At 42.9% G+C, this 3,777-nt stretch carries 5 protein-coding genes and 1 pseudogene; 4 read left to right on the forward strand and 2 right to left on the reverse strand.

What is annotated here, in order from left to right; translation table 11 throughout:
- Nucleotides 1-14: 14 nt before the first annotated feature.
- The 3 genes and pseudogenes from ENN47_05390 (at nt 15) to ENN47_05400 (ending at nt 1,464) form a co-directional block, all read left to right on the forward strand.
- A pseudogene (locus tag ENN47_05390) lies at nt 15-189 on the forward strand (cyclic nucleotide-binding protein).
- 439 nt (nt 190-628) lie between these two features.
- Complete coding sequence (locus ENN47_05395; protein ID HDP77608.1) at nt 629-1,069, forward strand: hypothetical protein; 441 nt, start codon at nt 629-631, stop codon at nt 1,067-1,069.
- A gap of 209 nt (nt 1,070-1,278) precedes the next feature.
- The gene (locus ENN47_05400; GenBank protein ID HDP77609.1) at nt 1,279-1,464 is read left to right on the forward strand and encodes a transcription initiation factor TFIIIB; all 186 of its coding nucleotides are present in this window, start codon (nt 1,279-1,281) and stop codon (nt 1,462-1,464) included.
- Nucleotides 1,465-1,518: 54 nt separating this feature from the next.
- Here ENN47_05400 and ENN47_05405 read toward each other — a convergent pair whose 3' ends face one another.
- Nucleotides 1,519-2,763 (reverse strand): hypothetical protein, encoded by a 1,245-nt coding sequence (locus ENN47_05405; protein ID HDP77610.1) that lies wholly within the window; start codon nt 2,761-2,763, stop codon nt 1,519-1,521.
- 245 nt (nt 2,764-3,008) lie between these two features.
- Nucleotides 3,009-3,221 carry a hypothetical protein gene (locus ENN47_05410; protein HDP77611.1) on the reverse strand — a complete coding sequence of 71 codons (213 nt, stop codon included), beginning with the start codon at nt 3,219-3,221 and terminating at the stop codon, nt 3,009-3,011.
- A 335-nt stretch (nt 3,222-3,556) separates the two neighbouring features.
- Here ENN47_05410 and ENN47_05415 point away from each other — a divergent pair.
- On the forward strand, nt 3,557-3,777 hold a 221-nt coding region (locus ENN47_05415), incomplete at its 3' end, for a hypothetical protein (protein HDP77612.1).

Raw genomic sequence — 3,777 nt, forward strand, 5'->3', positions numbered from 1 at the left:
GAGGTCTATATGATATGAAGAGTTTGATAGCATTATTGGCATTTGCATTATTCTCAACGGCACCAGTTTCCGCTCTTGAGAAGAGTTCGGATTACTACAACACACAGAACGAAACAAAGTCTAAAATGGAATTCACAGTTACATTCGATGAGGCAAGAGACACAGTTGGGATGTACTACCCTCAGATAAATACAGATGAGAAACTCCACAGATTCATTGAAGAAAGAGATATTCAAAGAAAGATCGTGGACGGCGTAGAAATGTTCTTCACGGGCTTTGAAAGCAATCCCTTCTTCATAGATCTGGATCTGGTGGAGCAGAATCTATAGATTTCTACTTCGGGAACCTTGATCCGCTGAGAATGGTAGTTCAGAATTCAGTTGACATGATGCCAGAAGAAAGTCCGAAGGATATTCAGCCTCTGGAGAAGGTAATGCAGTTCCCGTTTGTGGAGAGCGAATTCGGAAACGAAAACCTTGAAGTCAGCGATCTGATAACCGACAGTTTCACGATCAGGGCTTTCCCGCTGAGATAAGACATCCAACGCCTTGGAATGGTATTCTGATATTATTGGACGAGGTAGATAAAAGCCTAATACTCGTTGGACATCAGAAAAGAGGTGGAGATTGTGAAAAAGGGCATCTTTCTCGCCGTTATCGGGGCGGCAATGATCATAGCTGGTTTGTTCCTGCCGATAGTCCGTTTCCCAGGAGGAAGCGAAGCGACCTTTTTCAACGTTGGAGATCTCTATGGAGCACTAACACTAGCAATTGCTATCTTTGCATGTATCATGGGAATCGTGAAAGTGAGATCGATGGTCTTTCTTTCCGGGCTTGCTTCGATTGGGGTTGTAGTAGCGAGGTTGATTACCGTGATTAAGGACCTGCCCGACGAGAACTCCTTGAGAACTCAGTTTAAAGAGCTTATCCAGAGCAATGTTCCAGGTAGTTCTGGAGAGGAAATAGCGAATATGATCGGCGGACCGCAAGTTCACTGGCTTGGGTGGACAATCCTGCTTGCAGGAGGAGTTGTGATTCTTTTCGCAGCCTTCGTTTCTTCAAAAAGATGAAGGGCTTATCTCCAACTTTGGTCATGATTTTAGAGCGCTAACAATGCGACGCTCATGACATAATCGAAATGCTTATGTGAACTGAGTACCAACATGGCTCTAGAGTCGAGTGGCGATTCACAGCAAAGCAAGATTGCCTATTCGTTCTAGATTTGCTCTAATGGAATCCTGAACCATTTCAATTTTGAAATGACGACTGGAGGTATTCAATGATTCGAACAGACAAGTGCCCAAACTGTGGTTCGCTGGACATAGGGAAGGGTTACTGGTCAGGTTATGCAGCGCTAATGCCTTTGGGAAAGCCTCTTTCGATGGGCTCTAAGGTGATAGTGCGCGTCTGCAGAGAATGTGGACATATCTTCGATCTCCATGCAGAAAAACCCGAGAAGTTCTGATTTTTCCTTTGGGAACTCCATATAAGCTTCAGATCAAATACCTATTCACAATCCTTAATAAGCTTCCCGAAGATAACCAGATATCTTTGACCAAATCCCTTTTACTCTTTCAAATTGCTCGTAGTGCTTCAAGACCGACTTATGATACTTATTAAGCTCTCTGGAAATGTTGTAGAATGAATCGGTACCAAAGTACGATGAAATAGAAGGTAATGTTTCCCTTAGGTTGATCTTCATTTCTTCAATCTTCTCTGAATAGTTGTCACGATCCGTTATGTAGAGAAGCAGAGGTTTGTATCTGATCCATCCAATGCAGGATCTATAGAAACGTCTAACTATGTCTCTCGAATCGGCTCTTATTGGTCTAAGCCTGGTGGGAAGAACACCCATTAAAATGTGGTTGTACGTCGAGAAAGCGTTGTGAAAGGCGTAACTTGGCACTTTAAGCACCCTCCTGTCACTCAGGCAGGTACTCAAGAAAGTATCTTCGCCGCGTGCTCCAGGGGGATTATAGAATGGAAATAGCCTGCTCGGCTCCTTCAGATTCAAGCAGAGGTTCGATCCGGAGATAAACTTCGCATGATTTATCTCTTCAACTTCAAAGACTTCGCCGTTGTTCAGTACTTCCAGATCTGCATACGATACCCCTCCGGCTTGAATAAGGTTCCTAAGAGTATCCCACTTGACTATGTCGTTGCTAATCGCCTCAATGAAGCGTCTGAATGTATCTTCGGATAGTGACGGCGAAAACTCTATGAAGGGGATCGGTGAAATGTATCCACAGTGATAACCGTAGGTGATATCGGCCTGATCAATGCTATTCAAATGCGTTTTCAAGACATGCTGGCCCATCCACGAAACAGAACCCATGTCGTTCGTAACCGCAACTGGATACTCGTCATCATCAAGGTAGAGCAGACAGTCGATTTGGTTTTTCATAGCACTGTAAAGAACAATGTTTCTCTGGGAAGCGTACCCTTTTCCAAAAACCAAAGAAGCTTCTTCCGAATCAACAATCCCACGTTTGATTAGCAATCTCTTTTCTTCTTCAACTTCCTTCTGACCTATGAAATGTTTGGAGAACAGTAATTCGTCCACACTGGAACTGATCTTGGTGTAATTTGCTTTCTTAGTATTCTTGTAACTCAGATCATACGCAACAAATAGATTCAGGGTGAGTTCTTTGCTATCAACCAGTTCGGATTCTTTCCAATTGTAAGCGTAGCTGCGCAGCACCCTTTGGAAGTGCTTTCGGCCAGTCGCAAAACCGATTCCAACCTTTATTCTGCCGTCATTCAAACAAGTCTCTCCCTCTAATAGAGTTGATAAACATCTGGCATCGATAACCATTCAGGTTCGATTAATTTTAGCACGAGCAGCGGTTTCGAATAGAAGCCTAAGCTGTGAAGAAGTCAAATCTAACATTTGAAGCCAAAACAGGAATTCATCTTGAAGAACTTCCGTACGGCTTTTTCAAATCACACACATACCAGCACACGGGATTGCAGAAAAAGACTCAAATACTTCCCTGCAATTAGGAAAAACTATCTCCTGTGGCAACCAGGCGAGCAGTATTTGCAGCCGTAAACGTTTGGATAGATATCACTTGCCTTCCTGATCGCATCCTGACAGTTATCGTAATAGCCTAGATAAGTCTTTGATTCTACTCTTGCCAGCTCAACACAATCGCCAGTGTGAACCTCGTAGTCACCCGTTGGTAAAGCGGAGTCACCAACATAATAGTGCTTGTAAGACATCTCAGATTCCTCCTTGTCCTGACGGATAAGCCGAACTGATTCGGCATCAGGACGCTAATTCTAATACAGCTAGACTACGATGAATCTCATTTGAAATGAAGAGAATCACCTATCTGCTTTTCATATAAATTTTAACACCAATTAACATTGTATTCTCATTTTCCACTGTGATATTTTCAATTCATAGGGTGTCTCGAAAAGGAGGGCCTCCAAAATATTCAATGGTGGTACCATTGAATTAGCTAAAAACCAGAAAGGAGGCCTGAATAGATGTTATCACAAGGGATGGAGAAAAAGGGAAGCATTTAAGGTACTGGATAACCTGTACAACCTTCATGATAAAGGGAACTGTAAAGAAAGTAAGTGGAAGGAACAAAGAGTACGATGAAACAACGATATTGAAGTTGCTGGTACTGCTGACGCTGGCAAATATATCGTATCGAGGAGCAAAGAGTTTTCTTGAAGGGAATGTTGAGTATATTGATTACCTTGGGCTGAAGACGATACCATCATTCCAGACCTTATCTCGAAGAGCCAGACAGCTATCACTTCATGA

The sequence above is a fragment of the Mesotoga infera genome, assembly GCA_011045915.1.
GTDB lineage: Bacteria > Thermotogota > Thermotogae > Petrotogales > Kosmotogaceae > Mesotoga > Mesotoga infera_D.